We start from the raw sequence: 21,608 nt of genomic DNA on the forward strand, positions 1-21,608 counted from the left end.
AGCTACCTCGCCGGCCTCCACCTCCGTGCCTCGATGATCTGGATCAACGACCTCCTGAAGGAAACTGGCTGATCACAACATCACACAGGCCCTAGCGTCCTGCTGGAAACCGTCGAAAGGACACCCAGCCATGCGTATCGCAGTCACGACGCCCACCGGCAACGTCGGACGACACGTCGTCGCCATGCTCCTGCGGGCCGGACTCCGTCCACGGGTACTGGCGCGCGATCCCGGGCGGCTCGCGCCCGACATGTGTCGCGAGGTCGAGGCGGTCGTGGTGGACCAGCGCGACGCTGAAGCTGTCGTGGCCGCCACTGCCGGGGCCGACGCCCTGTTCTGGGTGGATCCCTCGTCGGTGGGCGAAGATCCGCTCGGGGACTACGAGTTGGCCACGGCGAGCGTCGTGCGCGCCGTCAGAGAGAACGGTATCGAGCGGACGGTCTTCCAGAGCAGCGTCGGCGCCGAGAGGCGCCACGGAGCCGGTGACATCGACGGTCTCGCGGGAACCGAGTTCGCCCTCGACTCCCTCGGTGCCACCGTCACACACCTGCGCTGCGGCTACTTCTTCACCAACCTGGAGCTCCAGCTCGATGCCGTGCGGGCCGGCGTCATTCCCGTGATCCTGCCCTTGGACCAGCCTCTTGCCTGGGTCGCGCCGCGTGACATCGCGGAGGTCGCCGTGACCCGGCTGCTGTCGACCGACTGGTCCGGACGCTGTGTCCAGGCCGTCCACGGCCCGGCCGACCTCACGTGGCCGCAGGCCGCCGAGATCGTGTCCGCCGCCATCGGCCGCCCGCTGCGCGCTGAGCGCGTCAGCGACGATGCGATGCGTAGCCTGCTGCGCACATCCGGAATGGCCGACGGCCTGGTCGAAGCGGTCGTCGGGATGTCGACCGGGCTGCGGGACGGCTTCGTCCCGGAACAGTCGCGAACCCTGTACACCACCACGCCCACCACGTTGGCGGCCTGGGCCTACGACGTACTCCGCCCCCAGCTGTGACCGCGTGTGTCCCAGGCGGTGCGGCCGCGTCAGCCGAACTCGACCGTGACCTGCGGTGGTTGCCGCATTGTGGCGTGCACGGTGCAGTGGTCGACCACGGCACGCAGCGCCTGGAGCCTGGCCTCGTTCCGCCTCTGCGGCACCAGCGAACGGCGGCGACGCGGGCAGGTCTGTCGTCGACCGTCGTTCCAGTAAGCGTGCCGCGTAGTGGGCGACGCACGAGGCGAGCGACACGACGAGAACCTCGACGGGGGTGGGATCGCGGTCATCACCACCCGACTCGACGGGCTGGTCGGTGACGAGCGTGTGGCTCCGTGGCGACCGGGCCGGGCTGCGCCGGTGCAGCGCGGGCATGCGGTGCCGGTCTCGGCGAGGTCGGCGGCCAGGTCGTCGAAACAGCGGGTCATCTGCGGCCGCCAGACGCCGTGCTGATGGAAGGTCACCGTCGGAAGCAGGCCCAGCACACGCCCTTCGTTCCGGTGCAGCGGGGCATCACCCACGGCGGCGACGTCCTGCCACGCCTGCACGCACAGCTCTTCGAGCGCCCTGCGCAGCACCGCAGCCGTCCGCGCGGTGAGCTCCTCGCCCCCTCCCCGTCCCCGTCCTCGTCCCAGTCGCCGTCCTTCTCGTCGTCGTCCCACGTCGGTGATCCGCCGTGGCTGTCGAGGGACCGCAGACGCTCACGCCCCCGGTGCGCAGCCTCCTCGGGAGCGGCCAGGGCGTTGTCGATGATCTTCGAACTCGGAAGTGAAGTGGCCCTCTCGTCCAGGAGCTGCGCGGCCACCAGCTCTGGGAAGGACTGCTCATCGGCCATCCGCTCGCGCAGGTTGTCGGACGTCCAGTACGGGCCGCGCACGGCCTGCAGGCTCCCCACCGGCGTCCCGGCCACGGCGATGCGCACATCCCAGGTCTGCCCCGCGAGGCCGGCGACGGCCGGGCGGCCCGCGCCGGGGCGGCCGGTGGGGGAGCGGCGGCGGGGGTAGCGGGCGGCGTGGTGTCGGACGCGGCCGGGACCGCAGCCTCGGGCAGGGGGCCGCTGGGCACAGCCGGCGCCTCGGGCGCCGTGCCGGCGTCGGTTGTCTGCGGCGCAGGGGTCTCTTCCTGTGGTCTACCGGTGCTCTCGGAGGCGGGATAGAGCTCGGCGAGCTGATTGAGCAGGTGCGCGTAGGCTTCCCGCTGCGGCGGGCGCGGCTCGGTCTTGCCCGATTCCCAGTCGCCGACGGTCGCGCGCCGCACGGCCAGAGCGGTGGCCACTTCGTCGAGGGTGAGCGCATGGGCCCGGCGCAGCCGCCTGCGATCTGCCGGCGACGGCAGCGGGAGCCGGGACGCCACCAGCGCGTCGACCGCATCGAACAGCTCGGACAAGCACCCTATTCCATGAAGCAGACTTATTGCGTACATCAAGCGTACTAAAACCGTGCTTACTGCGTACGGATGGCTTTGTGGTGTGGCTACGTCAGCCGTTCACGCTGTCCCGTCTTGAGCCCCTGCCAGACGACGTGCCGGCGCTGCCGCTGGAGCCATCGCCCCACGTCGACTCCGTCCGCGGCTCCTGCATGTCGGCAGGGCGGATGTCAAGTGCCGAGTTCTCGGGGAGTGACTGCGTTTCGCCGGCCGGGCCTACTTGATGTGCGGGGCTCGTCGGACATGCGCTCCGTAGGTCAGGCGGAAACCCGCATTGAGGGATCTTTCTTGCCGCCGTCACCGGATGCCCCGGGATGACGGCCATCCTCGCACCGGTCCGCCGACCGTCGAGCCCGAAATCCGAACCACGTCGGAGTACCCCTCCGGAAGGACAAAACCATGCCCTGTGGCGTTCACACCCAGCACGAAGGGCGCATCCGCCGTTTCACGCACGGAGCGGTGCGCCGAGCGGTACTGGAGTACGCGATCAACCTCTGTGCCTGGCAGCGCACCGCCCTGACCACGCGTTACCGCACCGACGAGAGCTACGTACAACGCCGCCCGTTCGCCCTGCGCGGGCCGGACGACGTAGCGAGCTTGCGTACACGAGTCGAGGAACTTGTGGCGGGGCTGCTGGAGGACTATCCCGCTGAGGCAGGTGAATTCGCCGATCAGATGGCAGCGATCCTGCCCATTGTCGCGGACCGGCAGCAGGGGATCGACACGCTGAAGGAGCAGTGGCGCCGGCTGTACGTCATCGAGCACGGGACGAGCGGGACCGAGCGGCCGGACGACGGAGATTTCCGCATCGTCACAACCGAGGACGCGGCGGAAGTCCATGTCCGCTCGCGGGCGCAGGACCAGGTTTCCGCGCACCGGCCTGAGCAAACGGACCTGGACAGTGATGACTATCTGACCGCTGTGGCCAGGTGTCTCGTCTCGGCCCGCGAACGCGGCAGGGCCCTCAGCGAGGACGAGGTCCTCGCCATACACCTCGCCTACACACTGGCCTCGGACGGTGAGCGAGTGCCGCTGCCCGTCCGCCCCTGGAGCAGCCCCGGCTTCCGAGACACCCAGAGCTACATGTCGATCACCGACCCTGGCGAAGGGCACCTCCTCGGAACCACACGGCGCAGCGAGAACCTCCGAGGGGTGATCGTGCACATCGAGCACCTCGAGCGGGGCAACACTCAGGACCGTGAGGCCGTGGAGCCCTACCGGATCCCGGCACCGCAGTCGATATCCCGGGTTCGCCTGCACACCGGCGCGCAGGCACCGGTCTCCTCCTACGTGGGCCGCCCCATGTTCGAGGGCAATGTCGCCGACTCCCTGCTGAAGACCGTGCACACCGTGTCCGCCGCATGCTCCGCGCTGTTCATGGACGGCCTGACCGAGTGCAAGCTGGCCATGGAGCGGATGACCGCCACCGAGGCGATCGACTTCATGCGCGCCATCGCCGGGAATGTGCGGCGCAACCGCCACACCCAGGCCCTGTCCGCCGCTTTCAACCTCAACACACCCATCGTTGACGACCGGCCCGCGACGATGCGGTCCTATGGGGGACGTCCCCGTACCATCAGGGACCGGTTCGAGGTGGGGCTGCTCGGCATCGAGCTGGTCGCCGAGGCCGGGTTCGACAAGGTGACCTGGGACGGTACGGCCGACACCTACCCCAGCCGCTGTGTCATCGAGCAGCTCACCTTCGAGCAGGCGGTCACCCTGGTGCACCGCGCGCACGAGGCCGGTCTCCTCACCTATTTCTCCGCCGGCTTCCGTTTCCACCACCTCGCCGACGTCACGTACACCGGCACCGACGGGGTGGGGGTCGGCGGCGCCCAGATTCTGCGGTACATGGACCCGCAGACGGGGCACCACGGACCGTTCAAGGAGGAGAACATCGCAACGATCCTTCAGATCCGCGACGAGGCCGCCGCGTCCGTCCTCGGGCAGGGCGCGGCACTGCTGGCCCGGCTGGACCAGATGTTCTTCGAGAAGAGCATCACAGCGGTGCAGAACCAGGCGCGAGAGTCCCTCTACCCGGCTCTGGCACAGCGCGACGAGGCGCGCGTGGCCACCCTCCTGCCGACGGTGCGCCATGCGAGGGTCATCCCCGACTCGGCCATCGAACCTCCCGTACTCGGCTCCGCACGCAGGCTCATCGCCGCGGGTCACGCGAGTCTGGCGGCCACCGCGTACACCCCGCTGGAATTCTCACGGCTGCTGGTGCGGCTGGAGCGCGCCGTGCGCCAGCACGACGCGGAGCACGCCGCCGAACTGCTCTCCGCCGCCAGGGCCCAAGTCGACGAGTCCGACGGGGGCTTCTCGTCCGAGCAGCTCCCTTCCGTCGCCTGAACCACCCTGAAGGAGATACCGAGGCGTCGTCAACTTGAGTGAGGCGCCTCGGGCCTGGGATGATCGCCGAGTTTGCTGACCTTCTCGGGGAGGGGCTGTTCGTGGAGTCCGCCGGGCCGTCGTACAAGGGGTTCCGGTTCCCGGCAGAGGTCATCTGCCACGCGATGTGGCTGTATGAACCAGGGCTGCCACCCGGCCCCACCACACCCTGGCACACCCAACCGGCAACCCCCTCACCAAGTTGACGACGTCCCGTGCAGCGGTACAAGAGTTCGCGCGGCGGCCCGCGGCCGCGGCCATGCACGCCGCATCGTGGACGAACTGGTCGACTGGCTCCACGAAGCCAGCATCCGCTACATCCAACTGCACGCCAGCGAGGCCGGAAAGCCGGTCTACGAAGCTGCGGGCTTCGTCACCGGCCGCTCCTCAGGCATGGACCTGATCACGACACCCGCCAGATGACCCCTGATGGAACCGATCAGGGGAAGTTCAGAGTGTGGTGCGCCGCCACGAGCCCGAAGAGGTCAGTAACAAGCTCGTGCACGGTAGGTGGTGAGGCGTCGTGGGCCTCTCGGGGGTTTGGCGTTTCACATTGTTCGTGCCGGGGCCAGGTCGGTGGTCTGTTGGTGGGACAGCAGGGCGGCGATGGCCTGGACGGTGTCGGTCATGTGTTCGCGGTGGCCGAGGTGGCGGGCCAGTGCTCGCCAGTTCTTCAAATGCGCGATGCCGTGCTCGACGCGGATGCGTCGGGAGGAGTGGGCCTTGCGTTGCCGCTCATGGATCTCCTCGTACCAGTCCGGGGCGTTCTTCTTGAACTTGCGGTGCGGTGGCGTCACCACGCGCCCGCCGGTCTGGGCGCCCAGACCCTGGTAGCCGGCATCCGCGAGGATCTCTAGTGCGGGCCCGCCGTCCAGGAGCCTGACCAGTCCTAACTGGCGTGCATGGGTGATGTCTGCGCAGCTGCCGTGCTGAGCCGGGCTGCAGAAGAGGAGGCGGCCGTCGCTGTCCGTGGGCGACTTCGGTGTCAACGGCAGGGAGGTCGTCGCCTTCGGCGCGGCTGCGACCAACGCCTACGACTTCCACTCCACGGGCACGATCCCGTTCTGGCGCAGCGCGGACGGCGGCGTGCACTGGACCTCCGGCGACGTCACCGGGATGCCACCGGGCACGCAGGTGCACAGGGTCCTGTACGCGTCGGGCCACTGGTTCGCCGTGGGTGGCTATGCGAAGGCCGGCGCCTTCTACGACTCCCTCCCGCTGGTTCTCACCAGCCAGGACGGCACCCACTGGACGCGGACGGACAGTTCGGCCATGGGCACTGGCACGATCACTGCCGCGACCGTCGACTCCACGGGCCACCCGGTCCTGGTCGGCTCGGCCCCCCGACCCAAGTCCGCGACGGACACCCGCACAATGCTGTGCGGTTCCGTCTGGGTCGGCGACGGGACGACCACGAGCTGGCAACGCGGCGGCCTCGGCTGCAGCGAGGACCCCCCGAGCGCGGCTGCCACCCTCACGGACGGGCGCGTGCTGATCGCGGGCAACCGGGACCTTTGGCTCTCCCGAAGCCCGCGGCCGGGGCGCGGTCACGGGTCTTGATCTCTCCCCGCAACGGGTGGGCCGTCACGGGATCCACGAGATCGGCGAGGCCCTGGAGCTGCTGCGGGGCGTCGCCGCGCTCAACGTCTGGAACGGCCGCCCGGCTGGAGTGCCGTTCCGGCTGGGGCTGGGGCTGGGGCTGGGACTGGGGCCGTGAGCCGTGGCCACGACACGCCTGCGGTGTCGACCCCGGACGAAGCGACCGGGTGCCGGATTCGGAGCCCCCGGCCCGCTCGAAGAAGGTGAGGGTGGGCGATGACGGCGCCGACGCCCCGTCGCCGTAGTCGAGCCAAGGACGGGGCCGAGCCGGGGCCGCAACCCGTTGTCATACCCCTGTGGTGAAGTGAAGCCGGACGACGGAGAGCGGGAGGCGGAGGGGACGATGGGTGAGTGCACGGCTTGGCGGCCGTTTCTGGAGCAGTGGAGCGCGGAGTGGATCGCGGGGCACGACCCGGAGATGGACGCGCCGCTCGCGCCGGAGGTCGTGCGTGACAGCTGGCTCGGGTTCGCGTCGGCGAGCGAGGACGAGGTCGTCGCGGCCGAGGCCCGGCTGGGGCGTCGGCTGCCGCCTTCGCTGCGGGAGTTCCTGCTGGTCACCAACGGGTGGCGGGACGCGGGCAACTTCATCTACCGGCTGGCGGGCACCGGGGAGCTGGAATGGCTGCGGGACACCGACGACCGCTCCTGGATCGAGGTCTGGGAGGACCTTGCGGAGGAGGATGTCGAGGAGGATGAGGACGGTAGGGAGGCGTTCGGCGTTCAGGAGGCGAAGGTCCTCGCGCGCTGCCTGCGCCTGTCCCTCGAGGGTGACGCGGCGGTCATGCTGCTCGACCCGGACGACGTGGACGAGGACGGCGAGTGGGCGGCGTACTGGCTCGCCTCCTGGTCCGGGGAGGGACTGGAGCGGTACGGCTCCTTTTACGACCTGATGCGCCGCCAGTGGGTGTCCTTTCACGCCCTGCGCAAGCCGCCGGGCGCGACCCGGGACCACTGGGACGCGGAGGTCGAGCGGGCCCGCTGCGATGCGCTGGCCGGGGCGGTCGATGGACCGCTGGCGGTGTTCGCCCAGGCGCACGAGTACGGGCGGGAGCGGGCCGACGTGCTGAGTATGCAGATGAAGGCGATGCTCGGCGGTTGGCGCGGCCACGTCGCGAGCTTGATGTGGTACCGCCCGGAGATTGACGACCTCCTGCTCAGTCCGCTGTTCGCCGCGCAACTGCTGCCGCTGCTGGTCCGGCAGGACCAGCTCGCGCACCCCCACGACCTGCGACCCCTGCCGCGGCTCAAGGAGTACGCGCCCGCATCTGTGCGGGCGCTCGTCGCCGACTACGAGGCCCGGACGGCCGAGCCGGGCTTCCGGCTCACCTTCGGCGGGCCCGAGTTCGATGCGGCCGTGCACGCCGTCGCCGACCGCCTCGGCGGGCAGCCGGCCTTCCAGGCTCCCGACGGGCCACCGATCCGTACGGGCCCGATCGTCGTCACCCTGTACGCGGGCGGCGGCTCGCGGCCGGAACCCGACCCGCTGTCCGACCCCGTCAAGGCCCGCGCGGCCCGCGCGGCCCTGTGTGACGAAGCTTGGCCGGAACTCCGTGCGGCGCTGCGCCTGTGGCACCCGGTGTGCGAGGACCATATCGCCCCGATATCCCTGTTCGCCGACCCGGTCCTGGCCCAGCTGATCACCCCGGACCGCGGCCGCGAGATCCTGGCCACGCCCCGAGGCACGGGCCCCGGCCTCCAGTAGGCTGGGCGCTCCAGCAGCCAGGACAGCGACACCGTACGGGGGAAGGGCATGTCCGAGGAACGCGAGGGAGTCGCGATGTACTGGCAGCCCAGCTGCGTGTTCTGCATCAACCTGCGGCTGAGCCTGCTCTTCACCGGCCTGCGCTACACCAGGCGGAACATCTGGCGGGACAAGGCCGCAGCGGCGTTCGTCCGCTCCGTCGCCGACGGGAACGAGACGGTGCCCACCGTCACCGTTGCCGGGCACGCCATGGTAAACCCGTCGAAGCGAAAACTACTGGACGCGGCCCGCACGCACCGCACCTGCTGGCGCCCTGACCTGGCGCGAGAGGATACGGGCCCGCTCCGCAGTATCGGCCTCCGCGTGCGCCCTGTCGTATAGAGGCAATCGATCACGCCGACCTGTCGTCGCGTCCGAACTCCGCCGCTCGACGGTAGCGATGAGTAGACCTACACCGTTGTTCTAGGGCGACCTACATCAGAGGTCGCCCCAACGGTGCATCGTGGCCATGGCCGCGCGGCACACCAGACCTGACGGAGCGTCTAGCCTGCTTCAGGTGGACAGCGGACACCAGCACAGGGTATGCACGCGTATCGCTCTGGTCATCATCCCGGAACTCGAGGACAACCCATGCGTACAACGCAACTCATACCCGGAGTGGCCGTCCTGCTACTCGCAGCCGCTCTCACGGCCGGGTGCTCTGGTGGACACAGCACGGGCGCCGGGCCCGGGCCCGTGGATTCCTCCGTCGCAGCAACTCCGACGCCCGGTATCACTGCGGCAAAGGAGGTCGGGAGTTCGCCAACCCCGAGCACCGCCAGATCGACTGGCTACCCGACCACCCCGGCCGCTCCGGGCGCGGCCGTGCCAGAGGTACGAGACGCCTTCGCAGTACTGCAGGCAACGTACAACGACAGCTGTGGGACCCCCGGAAACTGCCAGTACTTCCTCAACCGTCTCCTGACCAACTTCGACGACCTCGGCAACTCGATGAAGGTCAGTCCGAAGGGCACAGCCCACTTCAGGCAGCCGCTCGCCTGGATCAGGCACATGCAGAACGCGCTGGGCGGCGACTTCACGTTCGATAACCTCCACAAGCACCAGAGCCTGCTGGTCACGACCCGCGACAAGATCAACACTTGGATGCAGTCGTACCCGGACGACTACCGATAGTGCTGCATCAGGCAACGTTCGCCCGGTCGACCACCTCGCGTAGCCGGGCGTCGGCGGCGTGCCTGTTGCGCCAGATGATGTAGCGGCGGATCATGCTGCCCTGCTCCTTGTGGCTGGCGTGGTCCGTGCCGTCCAGGGCGAAGTAGCGCAGGGCGGTGAACTGGGCTTCGATCCGATTCAGCCAGGAGCTGTTGGTCGGGGTGTAGGCGAGCTCGACGTTGTTCGCCCAGTCGCTGACCCGGGTGTCCTTCTTCGTGCTCAGGTGCGGGGAGAAGTTGTCGAGCACGGTCGCGATCCGGACCCCGGGCGGGTAGAGGCTGCGCAGGTAGCGGCAGAACTCCAGGAACTTCATGCGGTTCTTCGTCGGCTTGATGTGGCCGTAGAGCTTTTCCTTGCCCAGGTCGTAGGCGGCGAACAGGTGGCGGACCCCGTGCGGGCGTGTGTTGGTCGCCCGCCGGCGGGGCCGGGCTCGCGGTCGGGGTCCTTGTGCTTCCCACCACGCTCGGCCCACTGGCGACCCGGGTGGGGCTGGAGGCCGATCGGCCCGAACTCGTCCAGATAGAAGAGGACTTCGGGCTCGTTCTCCTCGGGTATGACCTCGCCGTCGGTGATCGCATAAAGGTGCTCAACGCGGGCCTTCTTGGCCGCGTAGTCCGGGTCTCGGGAGGTCTTCCAGGTCTTCACGCGTTGAAACGAGACGCCCTCCTCGCGGAGCAGCACCCGAAGGCCCAAGCGCGCGTCACAACTGCCTCATGCGGCGGGTCGCTCCACTCTGTGGATCTACGCCTGGTCGAAGGTCCAGACGAGCACCACTTGCCTCTCTTCCGGGATGCCTCCGGCACGACAGTAAGTCGCCCGTGCCGCCACGTTGTCCTCGTCCGTGATCACCCACATGCCGTAGCAGTTCCGTTCGCGCGCCAGGTCTGCAAGCGCCGACGCCAGGGCCCGGCCAACACCGCGCCCGCGGAACGGCTCGTCCACACCCAGCTCGTACAGGAACATCTCGGTGCCCTTGTCCGGGTGTGTCATCTCGACGCCGGTGACCATCCCTGCTGGGGCGTCATCGACATAGGCGATCAGGAGGTGGTGGCGCTCGTCCGCCAGAAACCGCTCAGTCGCCTCCGGCAGAGGGGACACATCGAAGAGATGCCCGGCGTCCTGGACAGCCTCGACCCGAGTGATGCGGCGGATCTCCATGGGGGGATCCTGTCAGGTCTCGGCTTGAACGGCACCGGTTTCCTCCCTCACCTGAGCCTTCCGGTCCCGGAACCGGGCTTCGCGCCTGGCCCCACGATCTCCGGAACCATCACACCGCCGATTCCGCCCTCCGCCAGGTCGTCAACCGGGCGAACATTGCCTGATGCGGCACTAGTCAACGAACGGTGTCACCCACCGCAAATAAACGAGAAGCTGCAGGTGTGCCCCACGGTCAGGAGATGGCCGCCGTGGGCGGCTGACTCCGCGGAGTCAGCCAACCGCAACTGCCGGACCGGCACCTCACGTACGACAAGTCCTCGTACCGGATCGACGCCGTAGGAATCTTGCGCGTACGACGGGCGTCGCCCGAGCTTCGTACAGCCATGCTGGGAACCGTATGAAGCGCCGTCGGCCTGCAGCAGGTGTGTCATCGTGGGGCTGTCCGGCCCGCTGCTCTCCCCCGTAGCAGTGGGCCGGACCCTTTCGTGCCGAAGCCTCGACCGGCGTGTGATCCCGTCCGGCTGCGTGACCGGCTGCATCGGCTCGGGCACCAGAGTCTGCGCCAGGAGGATGGCCGCGTCGACCGCTTTCGTCCTGCTGGGACGCAAGCTCGGCGCGGTGATGCTCCGCACGAGCGGTGGTTGTCGTAAGAGGCCGGGGACTGCTTGGAGAGCAGGAAGCGCCCGACGGCGCCGTCGGCTGAAGAGGCTTCGGGAAGTGGCATGGGGAGACCCTTCATGGGATCGGTGGGAGGTGGTGCCGGCGGCGAATCCGGTTCGGTCGACGGCAGCAGCACACGCAGACCGGGTCGCCGCTTCTACCGGTCGTCGGGGGCGTCCGGGTGGACGGGGCACGGACCGTAAAGGCGCCGGACACCTGCCGCCGCTGATCGTCCGCGCCGACGGCACGGTGGAGGACGTACCCCCGCACGGCACCCTGGTGGGTGCCCTGCCGGCCGTCATGGCGCACATGGTCCAAATGGTGCTGGGGCTGGGGGAGTCGTGCCTGCTCTACACCGACGGCATCACCGAAGCGCGTGGGCCCCTGAGGGGCGGGTTCTTCGGCGAGCACCGCCTGCGGAGGACCCTGTCCGAATGCGCGGGTCTGCGGGCGGAAGCGGTCGTGGAACGGGTGCAGACGCTGGCCGCCCAGTGGCTGGGCGCGGGTCGCCACGACGACATGGCCACCGTCGTCATCAGCGTCCCCCCGAGTTGGCCCGCGAACGCCGTGCCCGCACAAGGACGACTCCCGCCCTGCGAAACTGAACCAACGGCAGGACCGACGGTTGCAGAACCGTGAAATTTCTCGGTTTATTGGATCTCTTCTTGCTGGAAAAATTCCATCGGTGCCTCATTCGGGGGGTATCGGTGCAGCGGAACACCAGGGGGAAGTGTGACAAGGGCGACCAATCGGAACGGATGGAAAGCCGAACAGGGTGGCGATTCATGGACCGTTCCCGGCTACATCGACCTGAAGAAACTCGGTAAAGGCGGCAGCGGCCGGGTGGTGATTGCCCGTCATACCGCGACCGGCCGGAATGTCGCGATCAAGTACCTGAATGAGGAACTGTGTTCGAGGGAGGAATTCCGCACCGCTCTGCGCAGGGAGGCCCGGCTGCTCAGTGACCTGACATCGCCCCATGTGACGCGGTTGTACGAGTACGTCGAAGCCGAGCAGGGCGCGGCCATCGTCATGGAACTGGTGTACGGGGCCGCGCTCCGCGCGCTGCTGAAGAAGGAGGGGTACACACACCCGGAGGCCGCCCTCGTCGTGCTGAAAGGATCCCTTCTCGGGCTGGCCGCCGCGCACGGCGTCGGTGTGGTGCACCGCGACTACAAGCCCGAGAACGTGCTGGTGAACTGGGACGGCCGGACCAAGCTGGTGGACTTCGGAATTTCCACGCGCACCGGCCGCCACCGGAACCTGAGTGGCACGTGTGCGTATATGCCCCCGGAGCAGTGGAAATCGGAGGCTGCCACCCCGGCCGGCGATGTGTACGCGGCGACCGCCACCCTCTACGAGTGCCTGACCGGCGTGCCCCCGTTCCCTGGTCCGGAAGTGTGGGACTTCCAGCGCCAGCACGTCGGGGACCCTGTGCCGGTGGACCGGGTGCCGGAAGAGGTGCGCGGGCTGGTCCTGCGCGGCATGGCCAAGGACCCGGCGCTGCGGCCCCCGAGCGCCCTCGACTTCCTGCGGGAACTGGAGTGGGTGGCCGAGAGCGCGTACGGAGCCGACTGGGAGGAACGCGGCCAGAACCGACTGGCCGCGGTGGCGGCGGCCCTGGTGCCGCTGGCCATCTCACGCCTGGACGCTCGTCTGGTGGGCTCCTCGGCCGAACTGGCGCAGACCGTGCTGACCGCACGGCGCCGCAGTCGGCTGCGCGGACGGGGCGATGTGCTCACCGGGGCGGCCGCCGTGGCGGTGGCGGGACTGCTGAGCCTGGTGCCCAACGGCTGGGCGGGCGGGGCCGAAGCGCACGCCGGTGCCAACACCCAGGCCGTCACTAGGCTCGACGCGCCGAAGGACACCGGTTCGGCGAAGGGGACGCGGGGCACAGGGCGGAGCCACCCGGCTGGGTCGGCCACGGACTCCGACAGGGCTGCGGCCGGCGCCCAGGACGGCGACGGTCGCACAGACAGCGGTGCCGGCATCGCGCGCGCCGATGGCGACACCGGTTCCGGCTCGGGTTCCGGCGGTACGGCCGGGGACGGCGGCACGGACTCCCGGCCACACACGGGTGTTACCGGCTCCGGCACGGACAAGGACAAGGACAGCTGGCACGGCGACACCGGGACGAAGACCGACGGCGGCACCGGCCCACAGGACGGGACCCGCAGCGGCGACACCGACACTCAAGGCCACAAGGACACCGGCACCCAGAGCGACACCGACCACAGCCACGAGAACACCACCACGGAGAACGGGACCGACCACAGCGACACGAACTCCCACGACGACGGGAACGGCGGGACGGACACCATGGGCACCGGCCACACCGGCGGTGGCGGGGGCGTGGACTCCCGCACGGGGACCATAGGCCACGCCGGATCCGAACAGGGTGGCACCACCGAAGGGAACGCGGCCGGGGGCACGGGTCACGGCCACTCGGGCGTGGGGGCCGGCGGCGGCAATCCCGGGTCGGCTGGAGGCACCGGGTCCGGCAAGGACGGGGGCACCGGCAGTGGCACCGGCGCCGGTGCCGGTTCGCCGGGCGGCTCGGGCCTCGTCTCCGGAACGTTGTCGCTCAGCACCAGCACCCAGAACGGCACCACCACCCAGAGCGGCACCGGTTCGACCTCGCCGTCGGCTGTGACCCCGCGGCAAGGGGTTCCGGTGGTCGTGAAGGGCGAGCCCCTGTGATGTCGGTCCACCGGGGTCTGTGAGAGCGAGCCGAACGGAGGGGCGAGGATGACGGACCGGGGCGAGCGCCCGGTGAGGCCATGGGAGTTACCGGATCCTGACGTGAAGCCGACCCTGCAGGACCCGGACGTGCAACCGACCATCAGGGACGTCGACGACGCCACCTACGTTCCGACCGTCCTCGACGCCCACTGGACCAGCGCCGAGCCCGAGCCGGAGCCCGCGCCCGAGTTCGAGTCCGCTCCCGAGCCCAAGCCCGCGCCCGAGTCCGACGTCCTGCGCTTCGGACCGGGCGTCCCGCCCCTGGGACTGACGGACACTGCCGTCGACGTCTGGCACCGCCCGGCGAAGCACAGGAGCCGGCAGGAGGCCCGCGGCCTCCTGCACAGGCTCCGCAGATACCGCCTGGCGGCAGCCGTCCTGGCCATCGTGCTGGCCTGGCTGTTCTGGCAACGGCACACGGCGGACCTGCGGATCACCCAGGTGACGGCGCGGATGGGCAGTGTTCTCGGATGCGGCGGAACAGCCGAGGTGGTGGCGGTTGTGAGAACCAACGGGGCGGCCGGCACGTTCACCTACGAGTGGAACCGCAGCGACGGCACCTCCTCGGGCCCACGCGAGGAACGGCTAGGCAGGGGGGAGGACGAGACGAGCCTCCGCCTACTGTGGACCTTCCACGGCAGGGGAACCGGTAAGGCGACCGCCCGGCTGGTCATCGAGTCACCCGGCCGGCTCACGGCGTCCGCGTCCTTCGCCTACACCTGCCGCTGATCCCGCACGGTCGGCGGTCGCAGCGCCGGGCGGCGCGGGGCCCGGCTCCGTCGGCCGCGCGGGTACTCCCCGGAGCGACCGGGTGTCTCAACATCGCTGGTGGCGGGCGGGAGAGTGACAGGGCTCGGGTGCTCGCGTCTCGTCCTGCTGGGCACGGCTTCTTCATCCCGTAGGGCCGCAAGACCGGACCCGGACAGCAGCGCCGGGAGGAAAGGTACGCTTCACGGTCGGCTCGGCGGCGCAGCCGCTGAGCCTGGGCGGCCGAGCTTGTTCGCCGTCAGATCCAGCGCATGCCGATCGCGGACAGCTGTTCCGCCCGCTCCGGGGACAGCGTGGCGGCCCTGCTCCGTTGGTTGCTGATCCATGCACCGAGCCGGGGCTGCCGCTCCTCGTGGTCCTCGCCGCTGCCCCCCTTCCCGTTCTCGGTGATGCGGGTCTCAGCCTGGCCGTCGGTCCACGGCGCCCGGTGCGGGTAGGGCCCCGTCACCGTCGACTACCACGTCACCGAAGGCGGCTCCTGGCGCAACTGGCTCTCCGCCGACGGCTCACGGGCCGCCCGTCTGCCCGCACCCGGCACCATGCCCGCCACCGCTGCCGTCGAGAACCCGGACGCGGCCGATGAGCCCGACGCCTCCGCCCGGGGCACGGCCAGTGAGCTGGTGGTCCTGGCCTTTTACGGCCGCATTCCAGTGGACTCCCTGAAGCTCGACGGCGACCGACGCCTCTTCGACCTGCTCCAGGCATGGGACCGGACGAGTAGAACCGGCCTGCCCGGCAGTTCCCTGTTACGACACCGGTTGCCCCTGCGAGGGCAGGTTTCCGCGGCTTCCGGCAGGAGCGACGGAGTGGAGTGCTGTTATCTTGGCGGCCAGCCACTCCAGATTTTCGTACATGCTGGGTGCGCCGTGCTCCTCTCGCTGTGCCTCGATCCAGGGCCGGTAGTTGTTCCATACGGCGATGATGAAGCCGCCCCATGCCTTGTGGATGACGTCTCGGTCGAAGGCATCCACCTCCGCGCCCACAGCCAGGAAGTTGTAGGTCGTGAGGAAAGCCGTGATCCGTTTCGTCTCTTCGTCATCGCCTGACAGTGAGCGGTTGATCCGATCGGAGATGCCCCGGTGATCACGCTCGAGAGGCATCCCATCCTCGAACAGGGCCTTCCGTAGATTCATGTTGGCTGTCAGATAGTCCATGGTCGCTTGTTTGCGGCGCCTGGCGTGATCTTGCTTTGTGTTGCGGTACAGCATGCCAAGCTGGCACACCACGATGCCCACGCCAATGAAGTTGAGGGCCAAGGACAACCACGCACGTGACATCACGGCGCAAAACCTTACGGAAGACCGGCAGATCACGGGGCTGTTTCTGACATCAATCCCTGACATGAACGTCGACGATCGCATACGTCCAACAACAGACCTAATATAAATCGCTGATGACCGATCACGACTGCGCGCCGCGGGAGCGTTCGATCCGTTCAATGTGCTTCCTGGGTACCCGGAGGTGACCTTCGCGTTCGTGGAACTGCTTTGCGGCGGCGTAGTTGAGGGCCCATTTGTCGGCCTGTGTACGGCGCGGTTTCGGTTTCTCGTCCTCGCCGGCGGGTGTGATGCCGAGGACGTGTTCGCACCTCCCCTGTTGGGCGCCTGTGAGCTTGTCCCCGGCCCAGTCGGCCCGAGCGCACCCACCGGCCAAGGTCCTCGCCCTGATGCACGAGCGCGCCCGGCGTGGTGGGCAGCGTGGCGCCGGCCTCGAGATGCTGCCGGGTGAGGTGGAAGCGCCGCTGCCATGCCGCTTCGGGGAAGGGTGTGTGCCTGCAGGCGGTGCACGGGCCGGTCTCGGACACCATCGCGCGCTGATTCTGGACGCCCGGTTGCGGATCGTGCACCGCTACGACGTCCCGGGCATCCCGTCACGCGCCCGGGTCTCGTCGACGGGGCACTTCGCCGCCTGGACGGCGTTCGTGGGCGGTGACTCGTACGCCGGCACGAACTTCTCCACGCGTGCGGCGATCGTCGACACGAGGAGTGGTGAGTCGATCCCGTCCCTGGAGGCCTTCCGGATCGTCAAGGACGGGCACACCTACCATGCGGCGGACGTCAACTTCTGGGGTGTGACCTTCGCGGGCGACGACCGCACGTTCTACGCGACGCTCGCGACCCGGGGCAGTACGTATCTGGTCGCGCGCCCGTACGGTCACTACTCTGCACGCGAACGTCGAGTGCCCGTCGCTCGCGCCCGACGGCACGCGGATCGCCTACAAGAAGCGGGTCAGGGGCCTGCCCAAGGACGCCCCTTGGCGGCTGTGCGTCCTGGACCTGCGGACCATGCGGGAGACTCCGCTGGCCGAACCATGGAGCGTGGACGACCAGCGCGACGCCCGTACGGTCGTGTACGCGCTGCCCGGTGACTACGGCGCCGATCTGTACGAGGTCCCGGCGGACGGGTCGGGAGCGGCGCGGCGGATCAGCACGGCCGCGGTGTCACCGGCGTACATCGGATGACCGCACCGTCGTCAGGCGCGTGACCCGGGCCGATTCCATGTCGTTGACCAGGGCGTGAAGACGATCACCGCTCTCGCCACGCTCACCGCCGCGGGTCTCGCGCTCGCCGCCCCCGCCCACGCCGCCGACGGCACCCACAGCCGCATCAACATCGCCGGCCGGCCCCTGTCCCCGAACAAGCTCTGCGAGACGGCCCTCGGACTCGTCCCGCTCACGGCGCCGTGGACGGGCAGCTCGGTGTACGACGCCTGCAACAACCGCCCCCACCACCCCTTTGTTCGCGCTTAATTTAAGGGCTGTCCCGAAAGTGATCTCAGACGTGCTCCTCATCGGCCATTGGCATAGATCCGTTATCCATTCAGGGTGAGGTTGTGCAGGTGGGGTGCCGAGTACGGCGTGGTGGACGCCGTCGCCCTTCAGACGGCAGTCACGCAGGATCTGACTCGAAGACGCCGACGGCCCCCGCGTCAGCTACCGTTGCGCGGGAACGCCCCGCGGCGCGCGGCTGCGGGGCGCCTTGTGGGGTTCAGTCGATCCGCTCCCCGTTGTGCGTACCGCCCTTACAGGTGTTGTCCGACAGATCGGCCGTTCCGCCGCCCGCCTTGCACTGACTAGGGGTGACGTAGGAGTGGGCACCCTGTGCGGCGGCGGTGGCGGTGGCGGCGCCTGCGAGGCCGAGTCCGGCGAGGGCTGCCGTGGCGAAGACGGCGGCGAGGATTCGACGAATACGCATTTGGTTCCCCTTTCACACGGTACTGTCACCCAAATGGCGCAACAAGACGAGCCACCCACATGGGTGAAGATCAAGCTGCCTAACCGAGGCAATCCGTCCAGGCCCTAGTCCTACTTCAACCGTCGCACCACTTGGCGACTCACGCACGCTGACGTCGATACCGCAAACGCGCTACCAGCGGCCGCCCTGCGCCAAGGGGTGTCCCGTAACCATCGGCACCACCCTCGGAGGGTTCGCCGCCTCCTGCGACGGGAGGTCGACGATCAGCCTCGGAAGGCTGAGGCTAGATTCTTCGCATGCCTTCGCATCTCAGTCATGGTGCTTCCGGAGCCCTCCGACGCTTCGCTGGATGGCTCGCCCGGCAGGGCCTCGGCGTAGTCGTGTGGCATCCGGTTTGTGATGGTCTGTCTGGTAGGTGGCTCCGGGGGCGGGGCTTCCGAGATCATGGAGTTCTTGAGGCCCCATTGCGGGGAACCGGGGTGACGCGCGGTGCGTCCGCTCAAGATTGTGGACGGACGGAAGACAGACGCCGAGAACGTGCCTGCCGCGGCGGGTGGCTGCGCAGTGGGCTGCGCCATCGCCCTGGCCGGACTGGTCGTGGGCTTCGTCGTGGGGACGACGGCCAGCAACCTGATCGCCGACGCCTGGACATACTGCTACGGTGTGGCCTGGCCCGCCGCCTACGACATGGCAGACTCCCCTCGCTTCTTCATCTTCGAGGGCCTTGGCTGGCTGCTGCTGTACTCGCTCTGCCTGCCCGTCGGCTTCTGGCTGGCCCGTCGGCTGCTGAGCGGACGCGGCACGCAGCTGCGGCTCGGCGCCTCGTTGTTGGCCTCCTCGCTGCTGCTGACGGGGGTCTTGGCCACGGATCTGATGCTCAACATCTCGGCGCGGGATGGTATGTACCAGCAGGCGCGCTGCCCGCAGGGCCTCCCGCCTTGGTGGCCTGGCTGGCTGCTGGCTCGTCGGGCGCCGAATCCGTGCGGCAGCGGCCCGTGTCTGGGGGCGGGGCGGTGAATCGCGGCCGACCGTTCTGAACGCGAGCATGACCGCCGGGCCATGCCGCAGGGCTTCGGCGCGGTTGGCAGGCCTTCGCTTTCCGATCATGTGAGGGCGAGGAGTGCGAGGGGTCGGCGGGGGCCGCGCGCGTTGCGGCGGAGGCCGGCGGCGATATTCGTGAGGCCGGCCAGTCGCAGAGCCCCGACTGCGAGGTTGCGCCAGGTAGCCATCGCACGGGGCGCGTTGCCGGTCCGCAACTGAGAGGCGTCCTCAGCGAAGGTCGTGTCGCGGACGTGGTGCAGGGCCTCGATCTTCCAGTGGTCGCGGATCAGCTGTGCGAGCCGGGCGGGGGCGGCTTGTTCGGCAATCAGGCTGGTGACTGCGTAGATGGTGGTGATGGTGGTCTTGCCGGTCTTCCGGTCGGTGCGGCGGCGCTTGGTCTGGACTGCCTGTCGGGCGCCGGGGAAAAGCAGGTTGTTGACGGTGGCGACCTTGATCCGGCGGATCTCGGAGCGTCCGTGGCCGGTGTCACGGGTGCGGCCCTGGAGCGGGATGTCCTTCCAGGGCAGGGACTTGAGCTGCTTGCGCAGCTTCTTCTGGTTTCCCTTGACGATCGCAATGTAGTGCGCCCGGCGACCGAGGAGGTAGCCGGCGTGCTCGCGTTGCGTGTGCAACGCGTCGCTGGTGACGACCACTCCGGCGAGGTCGGCGACGGTGTCCAGCAGCGGCTGGAAGCAGGTGGTCTCTCCAGTCTTCTCCCCGACGTCGAGCTGGGCCAGGACCACGCCGGTTGTGTGCTCAACGGCGGCGAGCAGGTGGATCTTCCGCCCCTGGGCCTTCGCCGCGCCGCGCAGGGACTTGCCGTCCACGGACAGTCCGCGCAGTCCGGACTGTGCGGGTAGACGGTCGGCGAGCCAGCTGCCTACCGCACGATCCAGGGCGTCGCTGTCGATACGCGCGAGGAGCCGGCGGACCGTCGCCTCGGCGGGGACCAGTCGCCTTGGAAGCACCGGGTCGGCGCGCACGCCGAGCCGATCCAGCACGTGCGGTGGCGCGTCCGAGATCCACTCGCCGACCGCCAGCAGGGAGGTTGCCCCGGCCAGCACCGCGCACGCCGTCAGCGCGAGGACGACCGCCAACGTGTGCCGCACGCCGCGCGGATCGCGTGGGTCCGGCACCTTGGCCAGCCGCTTCAGCAGGCCCGGCACCTCCTCGGGCCCGACGCCGGGTTGCTCGCGGAGCTGGTCAAGGACAGGTGGGATCGGCGATGATGCGTCGGCAGGCACGGTCTTCCAGGCAGGTCACGGGGCGTCGAGAACTCCATGATCTTGGAAGCCGTGCCTGTCTTGCTGCCCTACCACCCCAACGAACCGTCACGAACGGGACGGCGGCCGACTACGCCGCAACCCTGGCTCGACAGGGGGTCGGTAGGCCACCCGATGCCGGAAGGAATCGACTACTGGCAGGAGTTGCGTGAGTCGCCCTCCCAAATGGAGATCTGTATCGCGATCTTCGCCAACGTCCTCGAACTGGATGAGCAGGGAGAACCGGTCAACGAGAAGCACGCGGAGCGTCGGGCTGCAGCCTGGCTCTACCGATACTGCACCGGGGAACTGCCCCCGGGGGAGCCGGACATCGAGCCGTGGGAATGCCAGCTTCATTGACCGTTGACGTGCGATGTCATTCGAGTAAGGCAGGACCTGCCCACCCCCCGGCCCTCGATCCACTGCGCGGTGGGGGTTATCCGGCAAGCGAGGTTGTGCATGCGGGTACCGGAAGCTGGGACGGGACGGTGCGGGTGTGGGACCTGACCGCCGGGCGCCCCGTCGGCGCCCCCCTCATCAGCCACACCGACGAGGTGCGAGCGGTGGCGACGGGAGTGGCGGACGGCCGTCCGATCGCCGCCAGCGGCAGCCGGAACGGGACCGTGCGGGTGTGGGACCTGACCACCGGCCGTCCCACCGGACATCCCTTGGTGTTCCCCGCGCCCGTCCATGCGGTGAAACTCACCCCGGACGGCCGACTGCTGGTGGGCTTCGGCTGGGAGGTCGCGGTCCTGACCCCGGTCACGCAGCCCCCGCAGCGGGACGACGACCTGAACGCGATGCACCGTCGCATACATCGTCGCACCGCGGGTGCCCGAGCGTGAGCAGGGCCTGGCGGCCTGCGGACAGGCGTCGCCATCGACTGCCGATCTCACGACGGCGCCGGCGCAGGTGACGCCCGAGGAGCCGCAGGGTCGAACTGGACAGGTCGATCCCGGACGGGTGGACAAGCACGGAAGCTCCTGGTGGACAACGGGTGATCTTGGTTGTGAACCCGTCTACCACGAGCTTCACTTCCTTGTACCGCCCTCCGCGACCAACCCGGCGCCTCCATCACGAGGTTGGAAAAGGCTCACTCTTCAGGAACGTGTCGCCTTCCGCTCCCTTCTCTGCTTTAGGTAAGGACTCGCTAAATTGGTGTAATGTGAAACCAGTTGAACGGCGTGCAGGGTGCCGGTGTGAGATCCGTTGGCGTTTTGTGCGTGTTGTTCAATGTTTGTGACGCTACGTCTTCACCTCATCGTGAAATTGCCATGCAGGTTCCGTGAACTGTCTATGAGGACGGTCACGTTGTCTCCAGAGCTGACGCTGTTTTAGGGTCTCCGTCGACCACTTATTTTTGTTTTACATCTGTGCAGGGGGGGCTGCAGATGTTGTTTCGTCATGTCGTCGCCCGTGCCTGGAAGGGAATTCGGGTGACTCCTCGTATGCGCAGGATGTTCCCGGTCGCGGG

General features: G+C 68.7%; 21 protein-coding genes and 7 pseudogenes. 16 read left to right on the forward strand and 12 right to left on the reverse strand.

Annotated features, from left to right (window positions below):
- The first annotated feature begins 130 nt into the window (after positions 1-130).
- Positions 131-1,000 carry an NAD(P)H-binding protein gene (locus tag ABZ919_RS40900; RefSeq protein ID WP_361259239.1) on the forward strand — a complete coding sequence of 290 codons (870 nt, stop codon included), beginning with the start codon at positions 131-133 and terminating at the stop codon, positions 998-1,000.
- A 439-nt stretch (positions 1,001-1,439) separates the two neighbouring features.
- On the opposite strand, the gene ABZ919_RS40905 is transcribed toward ABZ919_RS40900, so the two are convergent.
- Together ABZ919_RS40905 and ABZ919_RS40910 are read right to left on the reverse strand one after the other, a co-directional pair.
- Positions 1,440-1,901, reverse strand: coding sequence for a hypothetical protein (locus ABZ919_RS40905; protein WP_361259295.1), 462 nt, complete (start codon positions 1,899-1,901; stop codon positions 1,440-1,442).
- 212 nt (positions 1,902-2,113) lie between these two features.
- Positions 2,114-2,365, reverse strand: a pseudogene (locus ABZ919_RS40910) (helix-turn-helix transcriptional regulator); the annotation flags it as partial.
- A 438-nt stretch (positions 2,366-2,803) separates the two neighbouring features.
- Here ABZ919_RS40910 and ABZ919_RS40915 point away from each other — a divergent pair.
- Positions 2,804-4,756, forward strand: a complete 1,953-nt coding sequence (locus tag ABZ919_RS40915; RefSeq protein ID WP_361259242.1) for a hypothetical protein — start codon at positions 2,804-2,806, stop codon at positions 4,754-4,756.
- Between the two features lie 174 nt (positions 4,757-4,930).
- Positions 4,931-5,218: a GNAT family N-acetyltransferase gene (locus tag ABZ919_RS40920; RefSeq protein WP_361259245.1), complete on the forward strand. Its 288-nt coding sequence runs from the start codon at positions 4,931-4,933 to the stop codon at positions 5,216-5,218.
- Between the two features lie 125 nt (positions 5,219-5,343).
- On the opposite strand, the gene ABZ919_RS40925 is transcribed toward ABZ919_RS40920, so the two are convergent.
- Positions 5,344-5,784, reverse strand: coding sequence for a transposase family protein (locus tag ABZ919_RS40925; RefSeq protein ID WP_361259248.1), 441 nt, complete (start codon positions 5,782-5,784; stop codon positions 5,344-5,346).
- On the opposite strand from ABZ919_RS40925, the gene ABZ919_RS40930 reads away from it, so the two are divergent.
- The 5 genes from ABZ919_RS40930 to ABZ919_RS40950 all read left to right on the forward strand — a co-directional run bounded on the left by ABZ919_RS40930 (position 5,765) and on the right by ABZ919_RS40950 (position 9,269).
- A complete protein-coding gene (locus ABZ919_RS40930; RefSeq protein ID WP_361259250.1) occupies positions 5,765-6,355 on the forward strand; it encodes a hypothetical protein in 591 nt (196 codons plus the stop codon). The two genes, ABZ919_RS40925 and ABZ919_RS40930, sit on opposite strands and share 20 nt — an antisense overlap.
- 16 nt (positions 6,356-6,371) lie before the next feature.
- Positions 6,372-6,512: a hypothetical protein gene (locus tag ABZ919_RS40935; RefSeq protein WP_361259252.1), complete on the forward strand. Its 141-nt coding sequence runs from the start codon at positions 6,372-6,374 to the stop codon at positions 6,510-6,512.
- Between the two features lie 225 nt (positions 6,513-6,737).
- Entirely contained in the window at positions 6,738-8,096 is a 1,359-nt protein-coding gene (locus ABZ919_RS40940) for an SMI1/KNR4 family protein (RefSeq protein WP_361259255.1), read from the forward strand.
- A gap of 48 nt (positions 8,097-8,144) precedes the next feature.
- The gene (locus ABZ919_RS40945) at positions 8,145-8,477 is read left to right on the forward strand and encodes a glutaredoxin domain-containing protein (RefSeq protein WP_361259258.1); all 333 of its coding nucleotides are present in this window, start codon (positions 8,145-8,147) and stop codon (positions 8,475-8,477) included.
- A gap of 483 nt (positions 8,478-8,960) precedes the next feature.
- Positions 8,961-9,269, forward strand: a complete 309-nt coding sequence (locus ABZ919_RS40950) for a hypothetical protein (protein ID WP_361259261.1) — start codon at positions 8,961-8,963, stop codon at positions 9,267-9,269.
- Between the two features lie 7 nt (positions 9,270-9,276).
- Here the strand turns inward: ABZ919_RS40950 and ABZ919_RS40955 are convergent.
- Both ABZ919_RS40955 and ABZ919_RS40960 read right to left on the reverse strand, forming a co-directional pair.
- A pseudogene (locus ABZ919_RS40955) lies at positions 9,277-9,998 on the reverse strand (transposase); the annotation flags it as partial.
- A 51-nt stretch (positions 9,999-10,049) separates the two neighbouring features.
- A complete protein-coding gene (locus ABZ919_RS40960; protein ID WP_361259264.1) occupies positions 10,050-10,466 on the reverse strand; it encodes a GNAT family N-acetyltransferase in 417 nt (138 codons plus the stop codon).
- A gap of 867 nt (positions 10,467-11,333) precedes the next feature.
- Between ABZ919_RS40960 and ABZ919_RS40965 the strand changes: the two are divergent.
- The 3 genes and pseudogenes from ABZ919_RS40965 to ABZ919_RS40975 all read left to right on the forward strand — a co-directional run.
- Positions 11,334-11,765, forward strand: a pseudogene (locus ABZ919_RS40965) (PP2C family protein-serine/threonine phosphatase); the annotation flags it as partial.
- Positions 11,766-11,969: 204 nt separating this feature from the next.
- Positions 11,970-13,826, forward strand: a complete 1,857-nt coding sequence (locus ABZ919_RS40970) for a serine/threonine-protein kinase (RefSeq protein WP_361259267.1) — start codon at positions 11,970-11,972, stop codon at positions 13,824-13,826.
- Between the two features lie 102 nt (positions 13,827-13,928).
- A complete protein-coding gene (locus ABZ919_RS40975; RefSeq protein ID WP_361259270.1) occupies positions 13,929-14,597 on the forward strand; it encodes a hypothetical protein in 669 nt (222 codons plus the stop codon).
- Between the two features lie 277 nt (positions 14,598-14,874).
- Here ABZ919_RS40975 and ABZ919_RS40980 read toward each other — a convergent pair whose 3' ends face one another.
- The 3 genes and pseudogenes from ABZ919_RS40980 to ABZ919_RS40990 form a co-directional block, all read right to left on the reverse strand.
- Entirely contained in the window at positions 14,875-15,084 is a 210-nt protein-coding gene (locus tag ABZ919_RS40980) for a helicase associated domain-containing protein (protein ID WP_361259273.1), read from the reverse strand.
- Positions 15,085-15,382: 298 nt separating this feature from the next.
- Positions 15,383-15,871: a DUF4760 domain-containing protein gene (locus ABZ919_RS40985; protein ID WP_361259275.1), complete on the reverse strand. Its 489-nt coding sequence runs from the start codon at positions 15,869-15,871 to the stop codon at positions 15,383-15,385.
- 193 nt (positions 15,872-16,064) lie between these two features.
- A pseudogene (locus ABZ919_RS40990) lies at positions 16,065-16,383 on the reverse strand (helicase associated domain-containing protein); the annotation flags it as partial.
- Here ABZ919_RS40990 and ABZ919_RS40995 point away from each other — a divergent pair.
- Positions 16,382-17,098: pseudogene (locus ABZ919_RS40995) on the forward strand (TolB-like translocation protein); the annotation flags it as partial. The pseudogenes ABZ919_RS40990 and ABZ919_RS40995 overlap by 2 nt on opposite strands.
- A 54-nt stretch (positions 17,099-17,152) precedes the next feature.
- Complete coding sequence (locus ABZ919_RS41000) at positions 17,153-17,386, forward strand: hypothetical protein (RefSeq protein ID WP_361259278.1); 234 nt, start codon at positions 17,153-17,155, stop codon at positions 17,384-17,386.
- Positions 17,387-17,448: 62 nt separating this feature from the next.
- Here ABZ919_RS41000 and ABZ919_RS41005 read toward each other — a convergent pair.
- Positions 17,449-17,545: pseudogene (locus ABZ919_RS41005) on the reverse strand (IS5/IS1182 family transposase); the annotation flags it as partial.
- A gap of 79 nt (positions 17,546-17,624) precedes the next feature.
- The gene (locus ABZ919_RS41010; protein WP_361259281.1) at positions 17,625-17,831 is read right to left on the reverse strand and encodes a hypothetical protein; all 207 of its coding nucleotides are present in this window, start codon (positions 17,829-17,831) and stop codon (positions 17,625-17,627) included.
- Positions 17,832-18,320: 489 nt separating this feature from the next.
- Between ABZ919_RS41010 and ABZ919_RS41015 the strand changes: the two genes are divergently transcribed.
- Positions 18,321-18,848, forward strand: a complete 528-nt coding sequence (locus tag ABZ919_RS41015) for a hypothetical protein (protein ID WP_361259284.1) — start codon at positions 18,321-18,323, stop codon at positions 18,846-18,848.
- Positions 18,849-18,934: 86 nt separating this feature from the next.
- On the opposite strand, the gene ABZ919_RS41020 is transcribed toward ABZ919_RS41015, so the two are convergent.
- Complete coding sequence (locus ABZ919_RS41020; RefSeq protein ID WP_361259287.1) at positions 18,935-20,038, reverse strand: ISAs1 family transposase; 1,104 nt, start codon at positions 20,036-20,038, stop codon at positions 18,935-18,937.
- 231 nt (positions 20,039-20,269) lie between these two features.
- Between ABZ919_RS41020 and ABZ919_RS41025 the strand changes: the two genes are divergently transcribed.
- Entirely contained in the window at positions 20,270-20,494 is a 225-nt protein-coding gene (locus ABZ919_RS41025) for a hypothetical protein (protein ID WP_361259290.1), read from the forward strand.
- Entirely contained in the window at positions 20,479-20,979 is a 501-nt protein-coding gene (locus tag ABZ919_RS41030) for a hypothetical protein (RefSeq protein ID WP_361259293.1), read from the forward strand. Before ABZ919_RS41025 ends, ABZ919_RS41030 begins: the two co-directional genes overlap by 16 nt.
- Here the strand turns inward: ABZ919_RS41030 and ABZ919_RS41035 are convergent.
- A pseudogene (locus tag ABZ919_RS41035) lies at positions 20,957-21,109 on the reverse strand (IS5/IS1182 family transposase); the annotation flags it as partial. The gene ABZ919_RS41030 and the pseudogene ABZ919_RS41035 sit on opposite strands and share 23 nt — an antisense overlap.
- Between the last annotated feature and the right edge of the window lie 499 nt (positions 21,110-21,608).

It is taken from the genome of Streptomyces sp. NPDC046759 (genome assembly GCF_040645475.1).
GTDB lineage: Bacteria > Actinomycetota > Actinomycetes > Streptomycetales > Streptomycetaceae > Streptomyces.

Bases quoted from the DNA above. Each gene is read 5' to 3' on its own strand.
- ABZ919_RS40900 (WP_361259239.1), top strand. From the start codon at position 131: ATGCGTATCGCAGTCACGACGCCCACCGGCAACGTCGGACGACACGTC.
- ABZ919_RS40915 (WP_361259242.1), top strand. From the start codon at position 2,804: ATGCCCTGTGGCGTTCACACCCAGCACGAAGGGCGCATCCGCCGTTTC.
- ABZ919_RS40920 (WP_361259245.1), top strand. From the start codon at position 4,931: ATGAACCAGGGCTGCCACCCGGCCCCACCACACCCTGGCACACCCAAC.
- ABZ919_RS40940 (WP_361259255.1), top strand. From the start codon at position 6,738: ATGGGTGAGTGCACGGCTTGGCGGCCGTTTCTGGAGCAGTGGAGCGCG.
- ABZ919_RS40945 (WP_361259258.1), top strand. From the start codon at position 8,145: ATGTCCGAGGAACGCGAGGGAGTCGCGATGTACTGGCAGCCCAGCTGC.
- ABZ919_RS40960 (WP_361259264.1), bottom strand. From the start codon at position 10,466: ATGGAGATCCGCCGCATCACTCGGGTCGAGGCTGTCCAGGACGCCGGG.
- ABZ919_RS41010 (WP_361259281.1), bottom strand. From the start codon at position 17,831: ATGCGTATTCGTCGAATCCTCGCCGCCGTCTTCGCCACGGCAGCCCTC.
- ABZ919_RS41025 (WP_361259290.1), top strand. From the start codon at position 20,270: ATGCCGGAAGGAATCGACTACTGGCAGGAGTTGCGTGAGTCGCCCTCC.
- ABZ919_RS41030 (WP_361259293.1), top strand. From the start codon at position 20,479: ATGCCAGCTTCATTGACCGTTGACGTGCGATGTCATTCGAGTAAGGCA.